At 60.6% G+C, this 25567-nt stretch carries 24 protein-coding genes; 6 read left to right on the forward strand and 18 right to left on the reverse strand.

Annotated features, from left to right (window positions below):
• Positions 1–34 precede the first annotated feature (34 nt).
• Genes ACN0SD_RS11870 through ACN0SD_RS11900 form a run of 7 tightly spaced genes read right to left on the reverse strand, consistent with a single transcriptional unit; the run spans position 35 to position 8167 of the window.
• A complete protein-coding gene (locus tag ACN0SD_RS11870; protein WP_417808456.1) occupies positions 35–1513 on the reverse strand; it encodes an NAD-dependent succinate-semialdehyde dehydrogenase in 1479 nt (492 codons plus the stop codon).
• 36 nt (positions 1514–1549) lie between these two features.
• Positions 1550–2560 (reverse strand): P1 family peptidase, encoded by a 1011-nt coding sequence (locus ACN0SD_RS11875; RefSeq protein ID WP_417808457.1) that lies wholly within the window; start codon positions 2558–2560, stop codon positions 1550–1552.
• Between the two features lie 51 nt (positions 2561–2611).
• Complete coding sequence (locus ACN0SD_RS11880) at positions 2612–3352, reverse strand: SDR family oxidoreductase (protein ID WP_417808458.1); 741 nt, start codon at positions 3350–3352, stop codon at positions 2612–2614.
• A 36-nt stretch (positions 3353–3388) separates the two neighbouring features.
• Positions 3389–4834 carry an aldehyde dehydrogenase family protein gene (locus tag ACN0SD_RS11885; RefSeq protein WP_417808459.1) on the reverse strand — a complete coding sequence of 482 codons (1446 nt, stop codon included), beginning with the start codon at positions 4832–4834 and terminating at the stop codon, positions 3389–3391.
• Positions 4831–6414 (reverse strand): ABC transporter ATP-binding protein, encoded by a 1584-nt coding sequence (locus ACN0SD_RS11890; RefSeq protein WP_417808460.1) that lies wholly within the window; start codon positions 6412–6414, stop codon positions 4831–4833. The genes ACN0SD_RS11885 and ACN0SD_RS11890 overlap by 4 nt, the downstream gene beginning before the upstream one ends.
• Entirely contained in the window at positions 6411–7226 is an 816-nt protein-coding gene (locus tag ACN0SD_RS11895) for an ABC transporter permease (protein WP_417808461.1), read from the reverse strand. The genes ACN0SD_RS11890 and ACN0SD_RS11895 overlap by 4 nt, the downstream gene beginning before the upstream one ends.
• Positions 7223–8167 carry an ABC transporter permease gene (locus tag ACN0SD_RS11900; protein ID WP_417808462.1) on the reverse strand — a complete coding sequence of 315 codons (945 nt, stop codon included), beginning with the start codon at positions 8165–8167 and terminating at the stop codon, positions 7223–7225. The genes ACN0SD_RS11895 and ACN0SD_RS11900 overlap by 4 nt, the downstream gene beginning before the upstream one ends.
• A gap of 171 nt (positions 8168–8338) precedes the next feature.
• On the opposite strand from ACN0SD_RS11900, the gene ACN0SD_RS11905 reads away from it, so the two are divergent.
• A complete protein-coding gene (locus tag ACN0SD_RS11905) occupies positions 8339–9262 on the forward strand; it encodes a L,D-transpeptidase (RefSeq protein WP_417808463.1) in 924 nt (307 codons plus the stop codon).
• Positions 9263–9318: 56 nt separating this feature from the next.
• Here the strand turns inward: ACN0SD_RS11905 and ACN0SD_RS11910 are convergent, their stop codons facing one another.
• Complete coding sequence (locus ACN0SD_RS11910; protein WP_417808464.1) at positions 9319–9933, reverse strand: TetR/AcrR family transcriptional regulator; 615 nt, start codon at positions 9931–9933, stop codon at positions 9319–9321.
• Between the two features lie 129 nt (positions 9934–10062).
• Between ACN0SD_RS11910 and ACN0SD_RS11915 the strand changes: the two genes are divergently transcribed.
• Positions 10063–10632, forward strand: a complete 570-nt coding sequence (locus tag ACN0SD_RS11915; RefSeq protein ID WP_417808465.1) for a carboxymuconolactone decarboxylase family protein — start codon at positions 10063–10065, stop codon at positions 10630–10632.
• An 82-nt stretch (positions 10633–10714) separates the two neighbouring features.
• On the opposite strand, the gene ACN0SD_RS11920 is transcribed toward ACN0SD_RS11915, so the two are convergent.
• A complete protein-coding gene (locus tag ACN0SD_RS11920) occupies positions 10715–12235 on the reverse strand; it encodes a bifunctional metallophosphatase/5'-nucleotidase (protein ID WP_417808466.1) in 1521 nt (506 codons plus the stop codon).
• A gap of 102 nt (positions 12236–12337) precedes the next feature.
• A complete protein-coding gene (locus ACN0SD_RS11925; protein WP_417808467.1) occupies positions 12338–13810 on the reverse strand; it encodes an ABC transporter substrate-binding protein in 1473 nt (490 codons plus the stop codon).
• Between the two features lie 207 nt (positions 13811–14017).
• Between ACN0SD_RS11925 and panB the strand changes: the two genes are divergently transcribed.
• The 4 genes from panB to ACN0SD_RS11945 all read left to right on the forward strand — a co-directional run bounded on the left by panB (position 14018) and on the right by ACN0SD_RS11945 (position 16853).
• Positions 14018–14842 (forward strand): 3-methyl-2-oxobutanoate hydroxymethyltransferase, encoded by an 825-nt coding sequence (panB, locus tag ACN0SD_RS11930; RefSeq protein ID WP_417808468.1) that lies wholly within the window; start codon positions 14018–14020, stop codon positions 14840–14842.
• Positions 14839–15678 carry a pantoate--beta-alanine ligase gene (gene panC / locus ACN0SD_RS11935; RefSeq protein WP_417808469.1) on the forward strand — a complete coding sequence of 280 codons (840 nt, stop codon included), beginning with the start codon at positions 14839–14841 and terminating at the stop codon, positions 15676–15678. The genes panB and panC overlap by 4 nt, the downstream gene beginning before the upstream one ends.
• A gap of 15 nt (positions 15679–15693) precedes the next feature.
• On the forward strand, positions 15694–16197 hold the full coding sequence (locus ACN0SD_RS11940; protein ID WP_417808470.1) for an acyl-CoA thioesterase: 504 nt from the start codon (positions 15694–15696) through the stop codon (positions 16195–16197).
• 152 nt (positions 16198–16349) lie between these two features.
• Positions 16350–16853: a hypothetical protein gene (locus ACN0SD_RS11945; protein WP_417808471.1), complete on the forward strand. Its 504-nt coding sequence runs from the start codon at positions 16350–16352 to the stop codon at positions 16851–16853.
• Positions 16854–16925: 72 nt separating this feature from the next.
• Here the strand turns inward: ACN0SD_RS11945 and lpdA are convergent, their stop codons facing one another.
• The 8 genes from lpdA to sucD all read right to left on the reverse strand — a co-directional run bounded on the left by lpdA (position 16926) and on the right by sucD (position 25566).
• Entirely contained in the window at positions 16926–18314 is a 1389-nt protein-coding gene (gene lpdA / locus ACN0SD_RS11950; RefSeq protein WP_417808472.1) for a dihydrolipoyl dehydrogenase, read from the reverse strand.
• A 19-nt stretch (positions 18315–18333) separates the two neighbouring features.
• Positions 18334–18729 (reverse strand): MAPEG family protein, encoded by a 396-nt coding sequence (locus ACN0SD_RS11955; protein ID WP_417808473.1) that lies wholly within the window; start codon positions 18727–18729, stop codon positions 18334–18336.
• A gap of 90 nt (positions 18730–18819) precedes the next feature.
• The gene (locus ACN0SD_RS11960) at positions 18820–19233 is read right to left on the reverse strand and encodes a hypothetical protein (RefSeq protein ID WP_417808474.1); all 414 of its coding nucleotides are present in this window, start codon (positions 19231–19233) and stop codon (positions 18820–18822) included.
• Positions 19233–20756 carry a 2-oxoglutarate dehydrogenase complex dihydrolipoyllysine-residue succinyltransferase gene (gene odhB, locus ACN0SD_RS11965; RefSeq protein WP_417808475.1) on the reverse strand — a complete coding sequence of 508 codons (1524 nt, stop codon included), beginning with the start codon at positions 20754–20756 and terminating at the stop codon, positions 19233–19235. Before odhB ends, ACN0SD_RS11960 begins: the two co-directional genes overlap by 1 nt.
• 3 nt (positions 20757–20759) lie before the next feature.
• A complete protein-coding gene (locus ACN0SD_RS11970) occupies positions 20760–23711 on the reverse strand; it encodes a 2-oxoglutarate dehydrogenase E1 component (RefSeq protein ID WP_417808476.1) in 2952 nt (983 codons plus the stop codon).
• Between the two features lie 26 nt (positions 23712–23737).
• Entirely contained in the window at positions 23738–24133 is a 396-nt protein-coding gene (locus ACN0SD_RS11975) for a hypothetical protein (RefSeq protein WP_417808477.1), read from the reverse strand.
• Between the two features lie 52 nt (positions 24134–24185).
• Positions 24186–24620, reverse strand: a complete 435-nt coding sequence (locus tag ACN0SD_RS11980; RefSeq protein WP_417808478.1) for a hypothetical protein — start codon at positions 24618–24620, stop codon at positions 24186–24188.
• A 61-nt stretch (positions 24621–24681) separates the two neighbouring features.
• Complete coding sequence (gene sucD, locus ACN0SD_RS11985; protein WP_417808479.1) at positions 24682–25566, reverse strand: succinate--CoA ligase subunit alpha; 885 nt, start codon at positions 25564–25566, stop codon at positions 24682–24684.
• Position 25567 lies beyond the last annotated feature (1 nt).

The raw sequence follows: 25567 nt of genomic DNA on the forward strand, positions 1-25567 counted from the left end.
GATACGAGCGGGGACAACTCCTGATTTCCTAGCGTCAAACCGATAGGCAGATATATTTCATCTCGAGATAATCCTCGATCCCGTGATGCGAGCCTTCGCGACCAAGCCCCGATTGCTTGACCCCGCCAAAGGGCGCGACCTCGGTCGAGATGATGCCGGTATTCACGCCGACAATCCCGTATTCCAGCCCTTCCTGAACCCGCGTGATGCGTCCGACATCGCGGGCGTAGAAATAGCTCGCCAGACCGAAGATCGTCGCATTGGCCTTGTCGATTGCCTCTTGCTCGGTTTCGAACTTGAACAGCGGTGCGACGGGACCAAAGGTCTCCTCGGTCGAGACCTTCATATCCTGCGTCACCCCGGTCAGTACCGTCGGTTCAAAGAAGGTGCCGCCCTTGGAGTGGCGCGCGCCGCCGGTGACAACCTTGCCGCCGTGATCGACCACATCCTTGATGTGATCCTGCACCTTTACGACCGCCTTTTCGTTGATCAGCGGACCGGCATCAGTGCCATCCTCAAGCCCGTCGCCTACCTTCAGCGCATTGACCGCATCAGCAAGCTTCTGCGCAAAGGAATCATAGACACCCGCCTGCACATATAGCCGGTTGGCGCAGACGCAGGTTTGGCCATTGTTGCGGAATTTCGACGCCATTGCGCCCTGCACAGCCGCATCCAGATCGGCATCGTCAAATACGATGAAAGGCGCGTTGCCGCCCAGCTCCATCGAGCATTTCATAACCTGATCGGCAGCTTGGCGCAGCAGGATACGTCCCACCTCGGTCGAACCGGTGAAGGTCAGCTTGCGCACGGTCGGGTTCTCGCAGAACTCCTTGCCGATATCGGACGCTTTGCTTGAGGTTACGACCGACAAGATCCCTTTGGGCAGCCCCGCGCGCTCGCCCAGCACCGCCATCGCCAGCGCCGATAGAGGAGTTTCCGAGGCCGGACGGCACACGAAACCACAGCCCACCGCAAGCGCAGGCGCGGCCTTGCGCGCAATCATCGCGTTGGGGAAATTCCACGGCGTGATCGAGCCGACAACACCAATCGGCTGCTTGATAACGGTGATGCGCTTGTCGGGCATGTGGCCGGGAATGGTTTCGCCATAAACGCGCTTGGCCTCTTCGCCGAACCATTCGATAAAGGCCGCGCCATAGGCCACCTCGCCCTTGGCCTCGGCCAGCGGCTTGCCCATCTCGGCGGTTAGGATCGCGCCCAGATCGTCCTGGTTCTCCATCATCAGATCGAACCATTTGCGCAGCACCTGCGCGCGCTCCTTGCCGGTACGCGCCGCCCACGCCTTCATTGCGATCCGCGCAGCTTCAATGGCGCGCGCGGTCTCAGCGCGCCCCAGATCGGGCACGGTGCAGATTACATCGCCGCGCGCGGGGTTGGTGACATCAAAGGTCGTGCCGTCATCGGCATCGACCCATTCGCCCGCCACGAAGGCCTTACTCACCAGCAGTGAGGGGTCTTTGAGGATCGATTTCAGGTCAGTCTTGTCGTCAAGCATGGTGTCCTCCGCAATTTTCAGTGCTCGGTCGCAAGGTTAATCCGCGCCCCGCGCCGAAGTTTCGTGAATGTCGTGCCAGCAGGGCTGGATATCACCCGGCATCGTCTGGGCTTCATAGATGGCGCGCGCAATCGCGCGGGCAAGCACGCAAGCGGCGACATGGCCAAGTTGGAACGTGTCGCGCAGCGGATCGGCAAGCTCTTTTGCCCCGGTAGCAGCGCCAAAAACCAGATCGCCATCAAGCAGGCTGTGCGAGGGATGGATTGCGCGTGCCATCCCGTCATGCGCTGCCGTTGCCATCCGCGTCACTTGCGCCTGATCCAGCGCCGCGTCGGTAGCGATAATCGCAATCGTCGTGGCTTCGCCCGCCCGCTTGGCGGGTTCGGGTTCAAAATGAGGGTCGTGCGCGCGCGCCGCACCAAGCCCGCCAAACTCTGCATCAATCTCCCAAGGCGCGGCCCAGAACTGCGCGCTCTTGCCCACGTTCACCGATCCCAAGGCGTTTACCGCCACCAGCGCGCCAACCGTCAGCCCGTTTTCCAGCACTGCCGAGGCCGAGCCCAACCCGCCTTTCAGCGTGCCCGTCATCGCGCCAAATCCAGCGCCCGCTGTGCCGATCGCAAACTTGTCGCTTGCCGCCAGAAACGCCTCCAGCCCCAGCCCCGGATAGGGGTTCGCCTGCCAATCCTTGTTCCCGCCGTTGAGCAAATCAAACAGGATCGCGCCGGGCACAATCGGCACGTGCTGATCGCCCACCGCGAACCCGCGCCCCTGTGCGCGCAGCCCGGCCATTACGCCGTCACACGCCGCCAAACCAAAGGCCGAACCGCCCGAGAGAACCAGCGCGTCAACCTGCTGCACCAGCCGATCAGGGGCGAGCAAATCGCTCTCGCGGGTGCCCGGCGCACCGCCCATCACATGCAGCCCCGCCGTGAACGGGCGCGCGCCGGTCAGCACGCTCACTCCCGAACTCAAAGACGCATCTTGGGCGTTGCCCACCAGCAATCCCTCGACATCGGTAATCAGATTTTTCGGCCCTGCTTTCATCTAGCTCTCAATACTCCGGGGGTTTCGGGGGCAGCGCCCCCGGCTCTATTGTCAGATGCAGCGCCCGCCATCCACTTCCATCGCGACTCCGGTGATCATGCTGGCCTCGTCCGAGCACAGAAACAAGGCCGCATTGGCCATATCCTCAGGGGTCGAGAACCGCCCCAGCGGGATCGTGGCCAGAAATTTCGCACGGATCTCGGGCGTATCCTGCCCCATGAAACTTTTCAACAGGGGCGTCTCGCCGGCAACCGGGTTGATCGCGTTCACCCGGATGCCCATCGGAGCCAGCTCCACCGCCATCGCGCGGGTCGCGGTGATCATCCAGCCCTTCGAGGCATTATACCAGCTCAGATTGGGGCGCGGGCTGACCCCGGCTGTTGAGGCGACATTCAGGATCGCGCCAGTCCCTGCAGCCTTCATTAACGGCACGATATGGCGCGCGCATAAGTAAACCGATTTCGCATTCACCGCGAGCACGCGGTCGAACTCGTCTTCGCTGACATCTTCCATCGGCTTGGGCAGATGCGTGATGCCAGCGTTGTTTACCAGGATGTCGATCCGCCCCCAGGCCTCCTGCGCGGCCTGCGCCATCGCCTTGACCGAGGCGTCGCGACTGACATCGACCTCGCAGGCAATCCCACCGACCTCATCCGCTACCGATTGCGCGGCTTCCTTGTTGAGATCGGCCACCATCACCTGCGCGCCCTCTGCGGCGAAGCGCCGTGCAATCCCCGCGCCAAAACCCGATCCCGCGCCGGTTATGATCGCGGTCTTTCCCTCAAGTCTCATCCCGTCTCCCCCAACTTCGTATGCCCGATCAAAGCACTATCCGTGCCACGCCGCCACCGTCTTGAGCGCGGAAAATCCGTAAAGCGCCTCAAACCCTTTTTCGCGGCCATGGCCCGATTTGCCGATCCCGCCAAAGGGCAGTTCGACCCCGCCACCTGCGCCGTAATTGTTCAAAAACACCTGCCCCACGCGCAGCCGTTTCGCCAGCCGCATCGTGCGCCCGCCATTCTCGGACCAGACCGAGGCGACGAGGCCGTATTCGGTGCCATTGGCAATCGCGATGGCCTCGTCCTCATCCTCGAACGGGATCACGATCTGCGCCGGGCCAAAGATTTCCTCTTGGGCGAGCCGATGCGCGCCAAAGCCGCCGCCGATCAGCGTGGGCGCGACGTAATGGCCGCCCTCAGGCGCATCGGGGGCGATCTGACCCTGCGCGGCAATCGGCAGATCGGCGGCAAGGCGCAGATAGCCCTCGACAATCTCTTTCTGGCGCGCCGAGATCAGCGGACCGAGATTGCGATCTGCCATTGCAGGCCCGGCCACCAGATCGCGATAGCGCGCGGCCATCTGTTCAAGCACATCATCGTAAATCGAACGCTGCACCAGAATACGTGAGCTGGCCGAACAGGTCTGGCCCGCGTTCTGAATACCGGCATTCACGAGAAACGGCAGGGCGCGGTTCAGATCGGCATCCCCAAACACAAGTTGCGGCGATTTGCCCCCAAGTTCCAGCGTCACCGGCACGACATTGGCTGCCGCCGCCTCTTGGATTTTTTGCCCCACGGCGACCGATCCGGTAAAGGAAATGTGGTTCACGCCGGGATGGGCCGATAGCGCCGCGCCCGCCTCTTCGCCAAGGCCGGGCACGATGTTAATCGCACCGGGCGGCATCCCGACCTCTTGCGCGATGCGTGCAAATGCCAATGCGGTTAGCGAGGCTTCCTCGGCGGGTTTGAGCACCGCCGCGTTGCCCATCGCCAGCGCCGCCCCGACCGAGCGCCCGATAATCTGCATCGGGTAGTTCCACGGCACGATATGGGCGGTCACGCCATGGGGCTCGCGCAGGGTGTAAGCGGTGTAGCCTTGCTGGAACGGGATCGTCTGGCCCATCACCTTATCGGCCGCCCCACCATAAAACTCGAGGTAGCGCGCCAGTGCCGTGACATCGGCGCGCGCTTGGGCAAGCGGCTTGCCTACGTCCATCGCCTCAAGCGTTGCCAGTTCTACCGCGCGCTCGGTGACTCGGCGCGACATTGCCAGCAACAGGCGGCCACGCTCGGCGGCGCTCAACTGGCCCCATTCACCCTCTAGCGCGGCGTGGGCGGCCCCAACGGTTGCGTCGATATCGCTGGCCTGTCCGCGTGCGATCTGCGCGATTTCCTCTCCGGTAGAGGGGTTTTCGACGGGCAGGGTGTGCTGCGTAGTTTGCCATGTCCCGCCGATCAGCATTTCGGTCGGGTCGAACCAGAGGGGCAGGGTCATGCAGGCTCCTTCCAATGTTGCGGAATGCGCGGCGTGGCAGCGATCAGAGTTTGTGTATAGGGGTTTTGCGGGGTGGTGAAGAGGGCCTCGCTCGTCCCTTCCTCGACGATTTTCCCCGCTTGCATCACAAGACAACGCGAGGTCACCGCGCGCACCACCGACAGGTCATGCGAGATGAACAGGTAGGCCAGATCATGCGTGGCTTGCAGATGGCTCAGCAGATCAAGCACCTGCGCGCGCACCTGCACATCCAGCGCCGACACGGCTTCATCCAGAACGATCAGCTTGGGGCGAATGATCAGCGCGCGCGCAATCGCGATACGCTGTCGCTGGCCACCGGAAAACTCATGGATGAAGCGCGACTTGTCGTCCGGGGAAAGGCCTACCTCGCGCAGTGCCTCGGCCACGCGGTCGCGCCAATCGGTGGGCCGCCCCGACAGGTGAAACGGCTCTGCTACCAGCCGCTCGACCTTCTGGCGCGGGTTGAACGAGCCGTAGGGGTCTTGAAACACGATCTGCATATTGGCGCGCTGCGCGCTGGGCATCGCGGGGCTGATGGAGTGGCCGTCAAGCTGGATCGCGCCGCCTTGCAGCGCATCAAGGCCAAGGATCGCGCGGGTGAGGGTGGATTTGCCACAGCCGCTTTCACCCACCAGCCCCAGCGATTCCCCGGCATGAAGGGTGAAGGACACGTCATCGACCGCGCGCAATTCGGGCCGGGGCGCAAAGGCAGAGGGGCGGGGCAGGCTGTATGTGCGCGTGGCGTTTTCGACCTGCAACAGCGGCTTGGCGCTAGGGCGCCGCGCGGGCGGCGGGTGATGGGTCGAGGCGGCCAACAGGGTGCGGGTATAAGTGGCGCGCGGCGCGCGAAACAGCGGCTCGGTCGGCGCGGTCTCCACGATCTGCCCCGCTTGCATTACCGCTACCCGGTCGGCCATTCCCGCCACGACCGCCAGATCATGGGTGATCAGGATCAGCGCCATGCCTTCTTCGCGCGCGAGATCGCGCAGCAGATCCAGAACCTCGGCTTGCGTGGTAACATCCAGCGCGGTGGTTGGCTCATCTGCGATCAGCAGCTTGGGATGCAGTGCAATCGCCATCGCAATCGCCACCCTCTGACGCTGCCCGCCTGACAGTTCATGGGGATACAGCGACAGCGGAAAACGTGGTGCCCGTAGCCCCACTCGGTCCAGTTTCTCGCGTGCGATACTGCGGGCTTCGCTGCGCGGCATCTTGCGGTGCAGCATCAGCGTCTCGGCCACTTGGTCGCCGATGGTCATCATCGGGTTGAGCGCGCTCATCGGTTCCTGAAAGATCATCGAAATGTCATTGCCGCGCAGTTGGCACATCTCGCGCTCTGATCGGTGGCGCAGGTTCACCCCGCCCAGCATGATATCGCCCGAAATCCGCGTGACCTCGGGGAGCAGGCCCATCACGGCCAAGGCGGTCATCGACTTGCCCGAGCCGCTTTCGCCCACAAGGCCAAGGATCTCGCCGCGCGCCAGTGTTAGGCTGACATCGCGCAGAATCGCCAGTTTGCCGATCTGGACGTTCAGGTGATCAAGCGTCAACAGCGTCATGCCAACCGCCCCCGCAAGCGCGGGTCCAGCGCATCGCGCAGCCCGTCGCCCAGCAGGTTCAGCCCCAATACCGTCAGCACGATCGCCAGCCCCGGCATGATCGCGACATGGGGCGCCAGCGTGACCATCGTTTGCGATTCCGCCAGCATCCGCCCCCAACTTGGCGTGGGCGGCTGCGCGCCAAGCCCGACATAGGACAGCCCGGCCTCGGCCAGAATGCCAAGGCTGAACTGGATCGTGCCCTGAACGATCAGCAGATTGGCGATATTAGGCAGGATATGCTCACCCGAGATCCGCGCGCGGTTTTTGCCCGCCACTTGCGCCGCGCGGATGTAGTCAAGCTGCCACAGGCTAAGTGCGCCTGCCCGCGTGACCCGTGCGAAAACGGGGATATTAAAAATGCCGATAGCGATGATCGCATTGGTGGCCGAGGGGCCGAAGGTCGCGGTGATCAGGATCGCAATCACCAGCGCGGGAAACGCGAAGATCAGGTCATTGGCGCGCATAATCCCCTCATCCAGCCACGATCCGCGCCGGGCCGCCGCCCACAACCCCAGCGGCACGCCCAGCCCCATTCCGATGCTCACGGCCACCAGTGCCACCGCCAGCGAGGTGCGCGCGCCCGCCATCAGCATCGAGGCAATATCGCGCCCGAAATGATCGGTGCCCAGCCAATGCGCGGCACTTGGCCCCTGCAGCTTATGCGCAATATCAAGCGCGCCGACGTCATAAGGCGTCCAGACCAGCGAGATCAGCGCGGCGAGTAGCGCGCCTAGGCTCAGCACGGCCCCGATCATTAGCGACATCTTCATGTGCGCCTCCGCAAGCGGGGATCGACCGCCGCATAGGCCAGATCGGTGAGAAAGTTCACCATGATCACGGCAAAAACCAGCACCATCACCACCGATTCGACCACGATCAAATCGCGCTGGGTGATCGCCTGAAAAATCAGCCGCCCAAGGCCGGGCAGATAGAACACGTTTTCAATGATGATTGCGCCCGCCAGTAGGAACGAGAATTGCAGTCCCAAAATCGTCAGCACCGGGATCAGCGCGTTGCGCAACGCGTGCCGGGTGAGGGCGCGCGCGCGACTTAGCCCCTTGGCGCGGGCCGTTCGGATGTAATCCTGCCCCAACGTCTCAATCAGCGCCGAGCGCAGAACCCGCGTCAGGATCGCTGCCTGCGGTAGCGCCAGCGCGATGGCGGGTAGCGTCAGCGCACGCAGCGCCATCAGCGGATCGGACCAGCCCGGAAAACCCCCGGCCGGAAACCATTGCCAGCGCACGGCCAACAGCAACACTAACAGCATCGCAAACCAGAAATTGGGCACCGCAATGCCAAGCTGCGTGCCCGTCATCACCGCACCATCACTGACTTTTCCGCGCCGCGCCGCCGCGAGCAACCCCATCGGCAAGGCCAACGCCACCGACAGAGCCAGCGCAATCCCCGCCAACGGCAGCGATACTGCCAGCCGCGCCGCGATCAAGCCTGCCACCGGAACTTTATAGGTAAACGAGGTGCCGAAGTCGCCGCTAAGCATGCCGCCCAGCCAATGCAGATAGCGCCATACGAAAGGTTGATCGAGCCCCATCTGCGCGCGCAAGGCGGCCAACGTATCGGGCGCGGCATTGACGCCCAGCATGAAACTCGCCGGATCGCCGGGCACGCCTTCGACGAGGAGAAAAATCACCCCGCTTGCCACCCATAGGCTGGCCAGTAATATTATCAGGCGGCGAAACAGGTAGCGGCGCATAAACGGCAAGGTCCGCTGCCGCCCCCGGACAGTCAAGGGGGCAGATTCCCGCCGATATATGTTGTTCACATTCATGTTAGTGTGAGCTAGAGGAACTTTGCACTATCTGGGGGGTTGACCTTCGGCCGAGGGGCGCTTGCGCATGCCCCGTAGACAGACAGGAAAAGTTAAGTGATCACGAGTTCTACGCTATTCAAACGAGTGACCCGCCCCGCCTTGATGGCTGCCGCTTTGGTAGCGCTGGCCGCCTGTGCCAGCGATCCGCATCAATATGCCCAGCCCACGCAGTCCAGCAAAGCTGTTCCGTCGGAATATCAGGCACGCGAAGATGACGGTAACGAAATCAAGGCGGTCAATCCAAAGTATCTGGTCGAGCGCAACCGCCGCCAGACGGTCCCCTATCATGGCCCCGAGGCGGTCGGCACGATCGTCGTCGATCCTTATGCGCGGTTTCTGTATTACATCACGGCACCGGGGGAGGCAGAACGCTACGGCGTGGCTGTCGGACGTGAGGGCAAGGGCTTTGCCGGTGACGCCACGATTGATCGCAAACAACAATATCCCAGCTGGACGCCGACGCAGAACATGATCAAGGAAGATCCTGATCTGTATGGCCCGCTCAAAGACGGGCTGCCCGGCGGTCTGGATAACCCGCTCGGGGCGCGTGCGCTTTATCTGTATAAGAACGGCAGGGATACCTATTACCGTATTCACGGCACGATGGACCCGTCCTCGATCGGGCGGGCGACCTCGGCGGGCTGCATCCGGCTGTTCAACCAAGACATCATCGACCTGTTCGCGAAGATCCCGAAAGGGACTGAGGTGAAGGTGCGCAACCGCGAAGAAAGCCTCGAGATGGAAGGCCCGGTCGTGCAATTGCATTCAGGGTATGTCGTGTCAGCCTACAATCAGGTTGCGATTAACGCCGATGCAGAGGCTTGGAAGGCCGGGATGATCCAAGATCCCAACAAGGTCGAGCAAGAACAGCATCAGGCTTCGGTGCAAATGGCTGAGCAGGTCGGGGCCTCGGGCGAGACTGCCAATTCTCCGGATTGCGGCTATCCGGGAACGGTCCCCTGCACCGCCAGCAACTAAGATAAAGCGTGTGATCTTGATCCGGCGGCGTCGTTTGTAAAAGAACGGCGCCGCTTTTAGTTTGCGGGTTCGGGCGCAGATATGGCCAGTGCTTCGATATCGCGTGCAATATCATCGGCCAGCGCCGCAACGCGCGCCCCCGAATCGGTGCGCTGAGCATACGCGCGCAGGCCGAAAATCTCGATCTGTAACCGGCTGGCCAGACGCTCGGGGTCGGCGGTTTCGGGGATTTCTCCGGCGTCGCGCGCGGCGCGATAAATGTTGGCGAACGCGAGTTCGACCTTGCGCATCATGTCCTCGGTCAACTGGCGCAAGATCGGGTCATTATCGGGCGTCTCAAGCAGCGTTTTGACCAGCATGCAGGCGCGCGAAGGCACGCTGCCCGGCGCGACGCATCCTAAGGCGCGCACATGCGCGGCCAGACCTGCCAGTCGGGTTGGCGCCTTGGCCAGCAAGTCCTCGAATTGAGCTTGGGACATCTGCGCATAAAGACGCAGCGTCTCGCCATAGAGCGCCTCTTTTGACCCGAAGGCCGCGTAGATTGAGCCGGGGCGCATATCAAGCGCGACCTCCAGATCCTTGAGCGAGGTTGCGTGATACCCCTTGGCCCAAAAGAGTTCGAGCGCGCGTTTCAGCACGGCGTCCCTGTCGTAGCTGGCCTGTCTTGCCATTTCATTCGATCCCGATTTGTCGATACTTGAGCGATCACTCAAAATATATATTGAATGATCGCTCAAGTAAAGTTAGGGATGAGAAATGAATTTGAGTGATCGCTCAAAAATGCCCCTTGGGAGATAAGCATGACCGACTTTCCGATCCACACACTCGACAGTGCCCCGCAAGCGAGCCGCGCGCTTTTGGAAGATTCTAAAAAATCTTTCGGGCGGCTGCCCGGCCTGCATGCCACCATGGCCGAAGCGCCGGCTTTGCTAGAAGGCTACAAGGAACTGCACCGCTTGTTCGCGCAGGAAACCAGCTTTGACAAAGACGAGTTGACGGTCATTTGGCAGACCATCAACGTCGAGCATGCCTGCCATTATTGCGTGCCCGCCCACACCGGCATCGCGAAAATGATGAAGGTGGATGACGCGATTTCTGATGCGTTGCGCGATGAGACGCCGCTGCCCAATGTCCATCTCGAAGCGCTGCGGACGTTCACCTTGCAGGTGGTTCGCCAGCGTGGCTATGTCACAGATGTGCAATCGCAGACTTTTCTTGATGCGGGCTATACTAAGCGCCAAATCCTAGAAGTGATCCTTGGCGTCGCGCAAAAGGTGATGTCGAACTACACCAATCACTTTGCGCGAACGCCGGTAGATGCGCCGATGCAGCAATTCGCCTGGACGAAAAAGATGGCTGAAAACGCCTAAAGCCACCCGCTAAAAAAGCCACCCGCGAAAAAAGGCATCGTCCAAGGCCGCGGCCAAGGGCGATGCGATTCAGCGTTCGATTTTACTCGCCAACCTTTTTGATGCGACCGTCCAGCTTGGTTGTCACGGTGCCAGCGGTCTCAATGTAGGTCATCACGTCATTGGCCATCAGATTGCCATTGCCCGCATTGATGATCACCTTGCCACCGCCCAGTGCGGTATAGCCATCACCGCCACCCAGCATGTAATCGTTCGTCGCAACCTTATAGACCTTGTTCGGATCAAGCGGCTCACCACCGATCATCACCGAGGCCACACGCGATCCAGCAGGTGCGCTCGGGTCATAGACCACATCCATCCCCGAGACTTGCGGGAAGCGGCCCGCGCCTTTTTCGACTTGGCTAAAGCCGTTCTCGAGCGCCGCCAGTAGCTGCGAACCGGGGATCTCGGTCACGACGGTTTTGTTGCCAAAGGGCAGCTCGGTCATCACGTCCTTAATCGTCAGCTTGTGACCCGCGTCATAGGTCGTATCGCCGCGAATCCCGCCGCCATTGATCAGCGTCACATCGGCCTTGGTCGCATCGCGCAGCGCATCGGCAATCAGATCGCCCATCGCGCTTTCTTGCGAACGCACCACGTTGCGCCGCGAATCCAACGGTCCCTCGGAAGTGCCAAGCACCTGACCTAGATTGTCATCGAGTTGCTTTTTGAACCCGTCGACAAGTTTCATCGAGTCCGGGTCGGGCGTCACATCGGCGGTGTCGATCCAGCGGAAGGAGGGCGTCCAGCTTACTTTGCGCTCGCCGTCTTTTTCGGTGACATCGACCGTCAGATCGAGCGGCTGCAAAAAGCGTGCGTCAATCGAGGTTTCCACATAGGCGGTGATCCCGTCATAGAACATGGCGTTGAGGTGATCGTCGCCCGACATGATGACGTCGAAATCCTGGCTCGCGATCAGCTTGCGGTCGTTGCTCTGATCTGTTTGCACCACGCCAATCACCAGATCCGCCCCGTCTTCGCGCGCCTTTTTGGCAGCTGCAATGGCGGTGTCGACGGTGGGTTTGAAAACTAGATCACCGGAATTCGCGACCTCGGGGGTGGTGTCTTGGGCGACCGGGATCAGCGCGATTTTCAGACCCGCGATCTCTTTGGTCATCACGCCGCCAAGCCCTTGAATGGGCGAGCCATCGGCCTGCGCGATATTGATCGCGGCCCAAGGATATTTCGATTCCGCCATCTTCTGCTCGAAATTCTCGGGGCCAAAATCGAACTCGTGATTGCCCGGCACCGCGATGTCGAAGGGCACGAGATTGGTCAGATCAATCGTGTTCTGCCCCTCGTCGATGCCCGATAGCAGCGAGGGCGACAGCATATCGCCGTCAAAAACATACAGCGTGTTGGGATTGTCGGCGCGCTCTTTCTTGGCGACCGCGTTGAGACGTGCAAAACCACCGCGCTCCCCGTCACCGTCGAAATTGTAGATATCGCCCACGCCAAGGATGGTCAGCTTGACGGTCTCGGCCTGAATGGGGGCGGCGGCGAGCATCCCTGTTGCGGCGACCCCCAGCATGAGGGCGGACAGGCGGCGTTTGATTTGGTTCATAGTTTTCTCCTGTTAGCGAGCGTCGGTTGGCTACATTCGTGCCAAACTGTCTGTTAAATCCATAAAGGGCAGGGTGCGCGGTGGCGTTTTATCGATGCCCTCTCAATCGTCCCAATAGACCTCGGTCAGATCATTGGCCTGCGTGGGCGCGTTCTCCCACAAGCCTTCGATCTTGGCATTGGCCACGCCGATCTTGGGCAGCTGGAACAAGAAGGCATTGGCATAATCCTGCGCCAGAATACGCTGGGCGTCTTGCAGCAATTCGGTGCGCTTGGCCGCGTCCGAGGTCTTGTCCAACTCTGCCATCACCGCGTCGAATTTCTCGCTGTGATAGCCGAAATAGTAATCGGGCCGGGCGTAGATGCCAATATCCATCGGCTCGGTATGGCTGACGATGGACAGGTCGTAATCATGGCCCTTGAACACCCGTTCCAGCCAATCGGCCCATTCCATATTGGTGATCTCAGTCTGGATACCTACGGCGGCCAGTTCCGCCTGAATGATCTCGCCCGAGCGGCGCGCATAAGAGGGCGGCGGCAACGCAAGTCGAAGTTTTAGATTGCTCACGCCTGCCTCTTTTAGCAGTGCCTTGGATTTTTCAGGGTCGTAATTCGACAGTTCCGTTAAATCGACATAGGCCGGATTATGCGGTGCAAAATGGGTGCCAATCGGCGTGCCATAGCTAAACATCGCGCCATCAATCAGGTCTTGGCGGTTGATTGCATGGGCAATCGCTTCACGCACGCGGATATCGTTGAGCGGCGCGTTGCGCTCGTTTATTGCCAAAATGGTTTCGCCCTCGGTCGAGCCGATGATGAGCTTGAAACGCGGATCGGATTTGAACTGCGCCGCCGTTTCAGGCGCGGGATAGTTCGGGAAGGCATCGACATCGCCTGCCATCATTGAGGCAAACGCCGCCGTCGGATCAGAGATAAAGCGAAACGTTGCCTCGCGCAGTTTCGGCTGCGTGCCCCAATAACCTTCATAAGCGCTTAGCGTGATATGATCGCCCTGCGCCCAATCCTTGAACATGAACGGCCCGGTGCCAACAGGGTGGGTTGCGTTTTGATCGGCAGTTTCAGGCGCGACCATCACCGCATCGCCCCAAGCCAGCTTGAACGGCAGCGCGCCATCGGGGGCGTTCAGCGTCACTTTCGCCGTCAGCGGATCGACCACTTCAACGCTTTCGATCCCCGCAAACAACTGCTTTTGCGCATTGACGCTATCCTCGGCACGCGCGCGATCGAGCGAGAATTTCACATCCTCCGCGTCAAAGCTTGAACCGTCCTGAAACGTCACGCCATCTTGCAGATGAAAGGTGTAAACCGTGCCATCGCCCGACACATCCCAGCTTTTCGCCAGATCGGGGCGGATCGACCCATCGGGGCCAAACCGCGTCAGACCCTGAAAGACATTGGCGTAAACCACCTCGTCGATCGCCGCCGCCGCACCCGCCGTGGGGTCAAGGTTTGGCGGCTCAAGCACCATGCCCAGCGTGATCGTATCCTTGGCAGCCCAAGCGCTTGTGGCCGATAGCGCGAGCGCTGCGAGGGCAGTGAAAAGGCGCATCTTCATGGGGTTCTCCGATAGCTTTGAACAAGGGGATGATCGGCGGGTTTGCCTTGGCGATCAAGCAAAGATCACGGCGGGGCGATCAATCGCGAGCCACAGGGGGAATAATCGTGCCGCTTTGCCCTGTAACGCGGCGTTGGCGCAGTCATATCTTTTCTTATCGGGCGCGTGCCGCTAGGTATTTGGCCCCAAAGCAAGGGAGAACCCGCGATGAGTGTCACCGGAACCGTTCGCCAGAAAATGCCCGCCGATATTGCCGCGATGAAAGGCGGCGCGCCGATTGTGTGCCTGACCGCCTACACCACGCCGATCGCCAAAACGGTCGATCCGCATTGCGATCTGGTGCTGGTCGGGGATTCCGTGGGGATGGTCTTACATGGCCTGCCCTCAACCCTTGGCGTCACGATGGAGATGATGGTGATGCACGGGCAGGCGGTGGCGCGGGGCTTGCAGCACGCGCTGATGGTGATCGACATGCCATTTGGCAGCTATGAGGAAAGCCCGCAGCAGGCCTTTGCCAATGCCGCAATCCTGATGGCCGAAACCGGGGCAGGCGCGGTCAAGCTGGAGGGCGGTCAGCATATGGCCGACACCATCGCCTTTCTGGTCGCGCGGGGTATTCCGGTGATGGCGCATATTGGCCTTACGCCGCAGTCGGTGAACACGCTGGGCGGCTACAAGGTGCAGGGGCGTGGCGACGATCGCGCGCGTCTGATTGCGGATGCGCGCGCGGTGGCGGATGCGGGCGCGTTCTCGGTCGTGCTGGAAAAGGTGCCTCAAGGCTTGGCCGATCAGATCACCGCTGACATTGCCATTCCCACCGTGGGCATCGGCGCAGGGGCGGGCTGTGACGGGCAGGTGCTGGTGGTTGATGACATGCTGGGCCTGTTCACCGAGTTCAAACCGAAATTCGTCAAACGCTTTGGCGCGCTGGGCGAGGCCGCCGAAGCCGCCGTGGCCGGGTACGCTGCCGAGGTCCGTGCGCGCGCCTTCCCCGGCCCCGAACATGTCTTTGCCGATGAGGTGAATAAATGACCGAAGTGATCCGCAGCGCTGATGAGCTGCGCGAGAAGGTGGCGGGGTGGAAACGCTCGGGGATGCTGGTGGGCGTGGTGCCGACGATGGGCGCGCTGCATGATGGTCACCTGTCGCTGGCCCGCGCCGCGCGTGAACAGTCTGACCGCGTGATCGTGACGGTTTTCGTCAATCCGATGCAGTTCAACAATGCCTCGGATCTGGAAAAATACCCCCGCGACGAGGCGCATGATCTGGCGCTGCTTGATAGCGAGGGCGTCGATGTGCTGTTCGCGCCCGGCGTTGATGAGGTCTACCCCGATGGCTTTGCCACCACCGTCTCGGTCAGCGGCATCACCGAACCGCTGGAAGGTGCGTTTCGTCCCGGCCATTTCGACGGGGTCGCCACGGTCTGCTCCAAGCTGTTTGGCATGACGCAGGCGGGGCGCGCATTCTTTGGCGAAAAAGACTGGCAGCAATTGCAGGTCGTGCAGCGTTTTGTGCGCGATCTCAATATCCCGGTGCGCATTATCGGCTGTCCCACGATCCGTGAGGAAGACGGGCTGGCGATGTCGTCGCGCAATGTTCGCCTTAGCGCGGCGGAACGTGCCATCGCCCCTGTTTTGTACGCGATGATGCAGGCGGCGGCCAGCGACATGCGCGAGGGCAAGTCCGTGCAAGGCGCGCTGATGGATGCGCAGGCCGAACTGCTTGAAGCCGGCTTTCGCGACATCGAATATCTGGAGCTGCGCACAGTCGATGGTCTGCGCCCTGCGTCCGATCTGTCAGAGCCGGTGCGGATGCTGGCGGCGCTTTGGCTGGGTGATGTGCGCCTGATCGACAATATCGCGGTGTAATCTGAAAGGAAGACCATGACGACCCCACTCAGCGCCGAAGAACGCAAGCGGTTGGAAATGTCGGTGCTGATGACACCCGAGATGGCGAATTTCTCGGGCAAGGTGCATGGCGGCGCGTTGTTGGCGTGGCTTGATCGGGTCGCATTTTCTCTCGCTTCGCGCTATTCGCGCCACTACGCGGTGACGCTCAGCGTCGATCAGGTGACCTTTCAGCAACCGATTAATGTGGGCGAGCTGGTAACGTTTCGCGCCAGCGTGAACCATACGGGTCGCACCTCGATGGAGATCGGGATCCGGGTTGAGGCGGAAAACATCACCGCAGGGACACGCCGCCACACCAATAGCTGCTATTTCACGATGGTCGCAGTCGATGAGGACGGCAAACCCGTGGCCGTGGCCAGGTTGGAGCCGGAAACGCGCGAAGAAAAACACCGCTGGCATGCCGCCGAATTGCGCCGAGAACTGCGCCGTGAATTCGCCGATAAAATGCAAGCCGCAGCGGATCATAGCGAGGATTGAGGACGGGCGGTAGCTGTGTAGGTTTGTTGCGCCCGGGCCACGCACCTGCGGAGATTTTCCTGTGACTTCGGCGAGACGGCACATTTTTTATCTTTCTTTAAAACAAGTTGCGCTAACACGGCGGTGTTAAAGACAAAGACAAGGGGACACTCGTGAACAAAGCTATTCTTCTGATTGGGGCGGGGGCTATTCTATCCGCCTGCGCTGCGGCACCGATTGAACAGGAACCGATTCCGTATCGCGCGACCAAGACATTGAACGAAAAAGGCACGTCGAATTTTACCGTTCGGACCTATTCGACCAAAGGAAGTTATCAGGAAGTTAAAGGCGTTCCGTGCCAGTTCAAAGCTGATGGGTTTTATGCCGATTTCGTGACCCCGGCGGTCGTCGTGTCGCCTAATATGGGGCCGCGCACTCCGGTGGCCTCGTTGACCTGCACCTATGAGGGCGAGAAGTATTTCAAAATCGTGCAGCCGATCAATGACACGACCACAAAGATCGACCAGAACGCGTCGGCTGCGGGGGCAGGCGCGGGGCTGATCGGTGTGATCGTGACGGGTATTTCGTCAAGTTCGCAGCGCGCGCGCCGTGATGCCAATCTGGATGTTTACGGCTACCCCGACATCGTGGCGCAATTCAAAGGCGTCAAGAACTAAGATTTCTCGTATTTAAATTTGGAAAAGGGCGGCCACAGAGCCGCCCTTGGTTTTTGGTAGGGCACTCTTCGTTCAGGCGTGGATTGCGCCGTCTCCGCAAGCCAGGGCGGCCTCACGCACGGCTTCCGAGAACGTTGGGTGGGCGTGGCAGGTCAGGGCCACGTCCTGCGCCGAGGCGCCGAATTCCATCGCCACGCAAATCTCGTGGATCAGATCGCCCGCGCCGGGGCCGATGATGTGGCAGCCAAGGATACGGTCGGTTTCCTTGTCCGCGATCAGCTTTACAAAACCGTCGCCCTGAAACACCGCCTTGGCGCGCGCATTGCCCATGAATGAGAATTTCCCGACCTTGTAGGCCCGCCCCTCTTGCTTGAGTGCCTCTTCGGTCTGGCCCACCGAGGCAACCTCGGGGGTGGTGTAGATCACGCCGGGGATCACGCCGTAATTCACATGGCCATGCTTGCCCGCGATGACCTCGGCCAGCGCCATGCCCTCGTCTTCGGCCTTATGGGCCAGCATCGGGCCGACAATCGCGTCACCAATGGCGTAGATGCCCTTGGCGGTGGTTTGCCAATGCTCATCGGTCTTGATCTGGCCGCGCGGCAGCAGTTCCACGCCCGCACCGTCAAGTCCCAGCCCCTCGGTGAACGGTTTGCGACCCGTGGCCACAAGCACGGTTTCGGCGTCAATCGTGGCCTCGCTGTCGTCCTTGCGCAGTTGATATTTAACGGTCGCCTTGCCGTTTTTGACCTCGACACCCTGCACCGCCGCGCCAAGGACGAATTTCAGCCCCTGCTTGGTGAGGATTTTCTGCAAGCCGCGCGCGACCTCGCTATCCATGCCTGGCGTAATCGCGTCGAGATATTCAACCACCGTCACCTCGGTGCCCAGACGCGCATAGACCGAGCCCATTTCCAGTCCGATCACGCCCGCGCCGATCACGACCATCGCCTTCGGGATTTTGCCCAAAGACAGCGCGCCGGTCGAGGTCACAACGGTTTTCTCGTCAATCTCGATGCCGGGGAGCGAAGACGGCTCGGACCCGGTCGCAACCACGATCGACTTGGCGGTGTGCACGTCATCGCCGACCTTGACCTTGCCCGCCTCGGGGATCGAACCCCAACCTTTGAGCCAGTCGATCTTGTTCTTTTTGAACAGGAATTCGATGCCCTTGGTGTTGCCATCAACAACATCTTGTTTGTAGGCCTGCATCTGTTTCCAGTCGACCGAAGGAGATTTGCCCTTAAGGCCCATCTTGGCAAAGTTATGTTCGGCTTCGTGCAGCGAATGCGTGGCATGCAGCATCGCCTTGGACGGGATACAGCCCACGTTCAGACAGGTGCCGCCCAGCGTTTCGCGGCCCTCGACCACGGCGGTTTTCAGGCCCAGTTGGGCGCAGCGGATCGCGCAGACATAGCCGCCCGGACCCGCGCCGATCACGATCACATCATAGTCAGCCATTGCTTTTGCTCCTTAAAGGTCAGATCAGCGCGGCAATCGCCAGCGCCAGAGTTGCAAAAAATCCAAAGCCCCAGATCAGCGAGCGCCCCGGCACAAGCCCCATCACATAGGCAGGAATATAAAGGATGCGGGCGATCAAAAAGACCACCGCAAGCGTCGCCGTGACCCCGTTTGACTGCCCCGTCAGGCCGACCATCAGCGCGGCGGGGGCGAACAGGATCAGGCTTTCGAACGAGTTATTCATCACCCGTTGCAGCCGCGAGCAACTTTGCGACAGCGGCTTTGGCGGCGCGCCATCACGCGGGGATAGCGGGTATTTCGGGCCAAGTTCACGGTTGGCCTTAACCGAATAGGCGGCCATGACGCCCATATGCAGAATGATCGAAACTGCGAGGATGGTGAGTTCGGGGGTCATGCGGGTGCTCCCATTGCGCGGGTCGACCGGGGGGCTGTCTGCCCCCCGGACCCCCAGAGGATATTTCGATCAAGAGGAAGGGGCAGGGTCTCAAGAATTAGCAAGTTGAACCCCCGCGACCACTGTCCCAACCCCAGTTACAAACGCGACAAAGCTAAGAGTGGAGATACCGAGCACCACATAGAGATACAGCCCGTCGAGATTGGAACTCTCCTTCGGATAAGGGCTCGCTGACTGCGAGACAGCGTAGGTGTATGCTATCGCGACGAAGCTAAGCGAGATACCCACCAGAAACGCAAACATTGCGTATTTTAGGTTCTCCAAGGGAACTGAGAATTGCGATTGTGCTGCTGTATTCCCAATGAAAGTTAGGAGGACTACGAACGCGCCGCTGTTCAGCGTTATTAGCGTCCGAAGTGCCATGACGCCAATCTCGCGGGTCACTTGCACTCCAGAACGATAATATTCCAAGCGAACTTGTTGATCAAAGTCCTCCTTCTGCATCACAGATCCATCAGCAGGCGGCGCGGGTCTTCGAGCGCCTCTTTTACCCGCACAAGGAACGTCACCGCGCCTTTGCCGTCGACGATGCGGTGATCGTAGCTCAGGGCGAGATACATCATCGGGCGGATCACGATTTCACCGTTCACGACCATCGGGCGGTCTTGGATTTTGTGCATGCCAAGGATGCCCGATTGCGGCGGGTTGAGGATTGGCGAGGACATCAGCGAGCCATAGACGCCGCCGTTCGAAATGGTGAACGAGCCGCCCTGCATATCGGCCATCGAGAGTTTGCCGTCACGCGCGCGGGTGCCCATTTCGGCGATGGTTTTCTCGATCGTGGCAAAGCCCATCTGATCGGCATCGCGCACCACTGGCACCACGAGACCCGAAGGCGTGCCAACGGCCACGCCCATATGGACGTAGTTCTTGTAAACCACCTCGTTGCCGTCAAGCTCGGCATTGACCTCGGGAACTTCTTTGAGCGCGTGGCAGCAGGCTTTGACGAAGAAAGACATGAAGCCCAGTTTCACGCCATGCTTTTTGACGAACAGGTCTTTGTATTCGTTGCGCAGGCCCATGATGCCCGACATGTCCACCTCGTTATAGGTGGTCAGCATCGCGGCGGTGTTCTGGCTGTCTTTCAGGCGTTTGGCGATGGTGGCGCGCAGGCGGGTCATTTTCACCCGTTCTTCGCGTGCGCCGTCATCGGCATTGACCGGGCCGCGCGGGGCGGCTGCGGGGGCGGGCGCAACCGAGACCGAGGCCGCTTGCGGTGCGCTTGCCGCCTTCGCCACGTCTTCTTTCATGATCCGGCCATCTTTGCCCGAGCCTTGAACCGAGGACGGGTCCACGCCTTTTTCGGCCATCAGTTTCTTGGCCGAGGGCGCATCTTCGACGTCCTTGCCACCTTTGGCGGGGGCCTTGGCTTTGCTCTCGTCAGCCTTGGGTGCGCTGTCACCGGACCCTGCACCTTCGCCCTCGGCGATCACCGCGAGTTTGGCCGAGGCATCGACGGTCGCGCCTTCTTCGGCCACGATTTCTTTCAACACACCAGCCGCAGGGGCGGGCACTTCGACCGAAACCTTGTCGGTTTCCAGCTCGCAGAGCATCTCATCGGCCGCGACCACGTCGCCAACCTTTTTGAACCACGTCGAAACTGTGGCCTCAGTGACAGATTCACCAAGGCTGGGCACCATTACATCGACCATTTTTCCCTCATTCGATTGGGCTGCAGCGGGCTTCTCCGCCGGTTTATCTTGTTGTTTCGGAGTGCTGGCACCTGCACCAGCGGCTTCAATTGTTGCCAGCAAGGCGTCAACGCCAACGGTTTCTCCCTCGGCGGCGACGATCTCGCCCAAAGTGCCAGCCGCGGGGGCGGGCACTTCGACGGTTACCTTGTCGGTTTCCAATTCGCACAGCATCTCATCGACGGCTACCGGATCGCCGGGCTTCTTGAACCAGGTGGCGACGGTGGCTTCGGTGACGCTTTCACCAAGCGTGGGGACGCGGACTTCAGTGGACATTGATCAACCCTCCAATGCATCGTTGACGAGCGCTTCTTGCTCGGCTTTGTGGCGGCTCGCCAGACCCGTTGCGGGCGAGGCCGAAGCCCCACGACCGACATAGCGCGCACGGGCATGTTTGGCGTCGATCTTGGCGAGAACCCATTCGATATAGGGCTCGACAAAGCTCCACGCGCCTTGGTTTTTCGGCTCTTCCTGACACCAGACGATCTGGGCGTTCTTGAACCGGGTGAGTTCCTTGGTCATCGCCTGCGCGGGGAACGGATAGAACTGTTCGAGACGCAGCAGATAGACATCATCAAGCCCGCGTTCATCGCGCTGAGCGAGCAGATCATAATAGACCTTACCCGAGGAAATCACGACGCGTTTGACCTTGTCATCGGGTTTCAGCTTGAGATCCGAGTTGCCCATTTCGGCATCATCCCACAGCACGCGGTGGAAGGTGGAGCCGGTGGTGAATTCATCGGCCTTAGACACGCATTTGGGATGACGCAGCAGCGATTTCGGCGTCATCAGGATTAGCGGTTTGCGGAAGTCACGATGGATCTGGCGGCGCAGAATGTGGAAGTAGTTCGCCGGGGTCGAACAATTCGCAACGATCCAGTTATCTTCCGCCGAATTTTGCAAGAACCGTTCAAGACGGGCCGAGCTGTGTTCGGGGCCTTGCCCCTCAAAGCCGTGCGGCAGCAGGCAGACAAGACCCGACATGCGCAGCCATTTGCGCTCACCCGAGCTGATGAACTGATCGAACATAATCTGCGCGCCATTGGCGAAATCGCCAAACTGGGCTTCCCAAAGGGTCAGCGTGTTCGGCTCGGCCAGCGAGTAGCCATACTCAAAGCCTAGCACCGCATATTCACTTAGCATCGAGTCGATGACTTCGAACCGGGCCTGTCCCTCACGGATGTGATTGAGCGGGTAATAACGATCTTCGTCGGTCTGGCTGACAAAGGCCGAATGGCGCTGCGAGAAGGTACCGCGTGTAGCATCCTGCCCTGACAGGCGCACTGGCCACCCTTCGGTAACGAGCGAACCAAAAGCCAACGCCTCGGCGGTTGCCCAGTCAAAGCCCGTACCCGTTTCAAACATCTGCTTTTTATTCTCAAGCAGACGCGCGACGGTTTTATGCAGCGCAAACCCATCGGGCGGCGTGACCAAAGCGTGACCGATTTCGGCCAGCGTATCGGGGGAAAGCGCGGTCGAGCCGGGCTCATATTCCGCCTTTTCCTGCTCAAAGCCGGACCAGCGACCGTCAAGCCAGTCGGCCTTGTTCGGTTTGAACACCTTGCCCGCCTCGAATTCCTCGTTGAGATGGGATTGGAACGCGGCTTTCATATCCTCAATCTCGCCTTCGGGCATCAACCCGTCGGCGATCAGACGTTCGGTATAAAGCTGCAAGGTGGTCTTGTGGGTCTTGATTGCCTTGTACATCACCGGGTTGGTGAACATCGGCTCGTCGCCTTCGTTGTGACCAAAGCGGCGGTAGCAGAAGATGTCGAGCACGACGTCCTTGTGGAACTTCTGGCGGAACTCGATGGCCACGCGCGCGGCATGGACCACGGCCTCGGGGTCATCGCCGTTGACGTGGAAAATCGGCGCTTCGACCATCAGTGCAAGATCGGTCGGATAGGGCGAACTGCGCGAGAAGTGCGGTGCAGTGGTGAAACCGATCTGGTTGTTCACGACAAGGTGGATCGTGCCGCCGGTGCGGTGACCGCGAATGCCCGAAAGCTGGAAACATTCCGCAACAACGCCCTGACCGGCAAAGGCCGCATCGCCATGCAGCAAGATCGACATCACCTTAGAGCGATCAGCCTGATCGTTCAGCTGGTCCTGCTTGGCGCGCACTTTGCCCAATGCAACGGGGTTCACGGCCTCAAGGTGGCTGGGGTTGGCAGTCAGCGACAGGTGAACCTTGTTGCCGTCAAACTCGCGATCCGCCGAAGCGCCGAGGTGATATTTGACATCGCCTGACCCATCGACATCTTCTGGCTTGAACGAGCCGCCTTGGAATTCATGGAAGATCGCGCGGAACGGCTTGCTGAGCACATTTGCCAGAACCGACAGACGGCCCCGGTGGGGCATGCCGATGACGACTTCTTCAAGGCCCAACTGACCGCCGCGTTTGATGATTTGCTCCATCGCGGGGATCAGCGCCTCGCCGCCATCAAGCCCGAACCGCTTGGTGCCCATGTATTTCACATGCAGGAATTTCTCAAAACCCTCGGCCTCGACAAGCTTGTTGAGGATCGCGCGGCGACCGGTTTTGGTAAAGGTAATTTCCTTGCCGTAACCCTCAATCCGCTCTTTGAGCCAAGACGATTGCTCGGGGTCGGAGATGTGCATGTATTGCAGCGCGAAGGTGCCGCAATAGGTGCGCTTCACCAGATCCATGATCTGACGCATCGAGGCGACTTCCAGCCCCAGCACGTTGTCGATGAAGATCGGGCGATCCATATCGGCATCGGTAAAGCCATAGCTTTTGGGGTCGAGTTCAGGATGGGGCACATCTTCGCGCATTCCCAGCGGATCAAGATCAGCGGCGAGGTGGCCCCGGATCCGGTAGGCGCGAATGATCATCAGCGCGCGGATCGAGTCCAGCACGGCGCGTTTGATCGCCCCCTCATCAACGGCGACACCGGCAGCGGCGGCTTTCTTCGAGATCTTCTCGGCAACGGCCTTGCCCTCGGTCGCAGGCCATTCGCCCGTGAGGGCAGCCGTCAGATCGTCCGACGAGACCGGCGGCCAATCGTTGCGCTCCCAGCTTGCGCCGGCGGCGGATTTCTTGACGTCCTGTTCGGGATCACCCAGCGAGGCAAAGAACGCAGCCCAAGCCGTATCAACAGAGGTTGGATCCTCGGCAAAGCGGGCATAAAGCTGCTCGACGTATTCCGCGTTAGCGCCTTGCAGGAATTGCGAGGCGTTGAACTGATCATTGGGGGATTGTTCGGTCATTTTGTAACCTCGAAGGGTAAGTTGGATCAGCGGCAGTCAGCGAGTGTCGAATTGCCGACATGCCGTGTTGAAACGAGTATTTTGCCGACAGAACGGCACTTTTCGGCGCTCATGCGCTCGCGTTCGTTCAGCGTCAGAGGGCGGTCTGTGACCATTGCGCTTTGGCCCGTTGCCGGGTTGACCACAGCGACACGCACCCGTGCGGGCGCGCTGATCAGGTTGGTGTCAGTGGCAGCGGTCGAGGGCCGCACGGCGTCATAGCCCGGCTGGATGGCGTAGGGGCTGACATAGCCCTCGGGCGCGACATCAGCGGGCGCGACATAGGCATCAAACGCGCGGTCGGGATGGCCCGGAGCGGTGCAACCCGCCAGCGCAGAGGCAGCCAGAACGGCGACGACCGGCAGGAAATACGATTTCGTCATGCAAATGCTCCTTGAGTAGCCGCCGCGCGACCGATGGTAGGGGAAACAAAATTCATGTCAGACACTCGATTACCAGCACTTTGACCCCGGGCGTATTGTCCTCTGGGTTGGTGATATAGGAGCTTTTTACGAGCGCGCCACGTGCCGTGCACATTCGCACCGGCGCTTGGGCGACCAGTTGCGGGTTCGCAGCGGCTGCGTCAAACCAGACGTAACTGCGCGGTGTGCCGATTTGCACGCCTGCGACCGCGTCGCCATTGATGCCGGTAAGGGATTGAAACATTGCATGCGATTGGCCATCGCCGGGAACCGCCGGGCCAAGCGGATGATTGGACGAACTGACTTGCGCCGGGGCAAGCTCGGCACCGGGACCAACGGCCCCCGTTCCGACCGAGGGATCGCTCTGCGTCACACAGCCCGCAAGCAGCGCGCAAATCACCAGCCCCGCAAAGGGGTGGCGCGCGCGCATGGCGGTGTGCAGCAGCATCGGGTCGCCCTCCGTTTCGCCGCGCCGCACCCCGAAAGGCGCGGCGCGATTAGCCTTAGCCTTAGCCTTTGATCGCCGTCATGACCGCTTCGCCCAGCGTCGCGGGGCTGTCGGCGACCACGATACCGGCCGATTTCATCGCTTCGATCTTGGATTCGGCATCGCCTTTGCCGCCCGCCACGATCGCACCGGCATGGCCCATGCGACGACCTGGAGGGGCCGTACGACCCGCGATAAAGCCCGCGGTGGGTTTCCAGCGGCCTTTTTTGCGCTCGGCGGCAAGGAATTCGGCGGCTTCTTCTTCGGCAGACCCGCCGATTTCACCGATCATGATCATCGAAGTGGTTTCGGGATCGTCGAGGAACATGTTGAGCACGTCGATATGCTCGGTCCCTTTGATCGGGTCGCCGCCGATGCCCACTGCTGTGGACTGGCCCAGACCCATATCGGTGGTCTGTTTCACGGCCTCATAGGTCAGCGTGCCCGAGCGCGACACTACACCGACCGAGCCACGCTTGTGGATATGGCCGGGCATGATGCCGATTTTGCAGGCGTCAGGCGTGATGACACCGGGGCAGTTCGGGCCGATCAGGCGCGATTTGGAATCGATCAGCGCGCGCTTGACCTTCATCATGTCCAGAACCGGGATACCCTCGGTGATGCACACGATCAGCTCCATTTCGGCGTCGATCGCCTCAAGGATGGAGTCCGCTGCGAAGGGCGGGGGGACGTAAATGACGGTCGCGTTGGCTTCGGTCTTGGCTTTCGCCTCATGGACCGAGTTGAAGACCGGCAGGCCGAGATGGTCTTGACCACCTTTGCCCGGCGTCACGCCACCAACCATTTTGGTGCCATACGCAATCGCCTGTTCCGAGTGGAACGTGCCTTGGCTGCCGGTGAACCCCTGACAGATGACTTTGGTGTTTTCGTTAACGAGGATTGCCATA

The organism is Thioclava sp., from assembly GCF_048263065.1.
Lineage (GTDB): Bacteria > Pseudomonadota > Alphaproteobacteria > Rhodobacterales > Rhodobacteraceae > Thioclava.